Raw genomic sequence first — 251 nt, forward strand, 5'->3', positions numbered from 1 at the left:
CTCCTGCCTCGTCCGTTTCTATCCAAGCTCTTTCTATACCTAATATATGGTTGTCTATCATCGTTTTAGCAATGAAAGGACCAGTTAACTCTGCTGCAACAGCAATGGATAAAAACACTAAGGCAATTATTATCGTTCGCTTAAATTGTAGTGCATAGCGAAACAATCGTTTACCTACACTCATAACTATGCACCTGCCTTTGTATTAGGAAGTTTTTGTTCTTCCATTTGTTGTTTCGTATATTGTTCAG

1 protein-coding gene is annotated in these 251 nt (G+C 37.5%); it reads right to left on the reverse strand.

All coding sequences use genetic code 11. From position 1 onward, the window contains the following. The coding region (locus tag AOA61_RS31760; RefSeq protein WP_143521154.1) for a hypothetical protein at positions 1-184 on the reverse strand (184 nt) is incomplete at its 3' end. Positions 185-251 lie beyond the last annotated feature (67 nt).

The sequence above is a fragment of the Pseudomonas sp. 2995-1 genome (genome assembly GCF_002742505.1).
Lineage (GTDB): Bacteria > Pseudomonadota > Gammaproteobacteria > Pseudomonadales > Pseudomonadaceae > Aquipseudomonas > Aquipseudomonas sivasensis.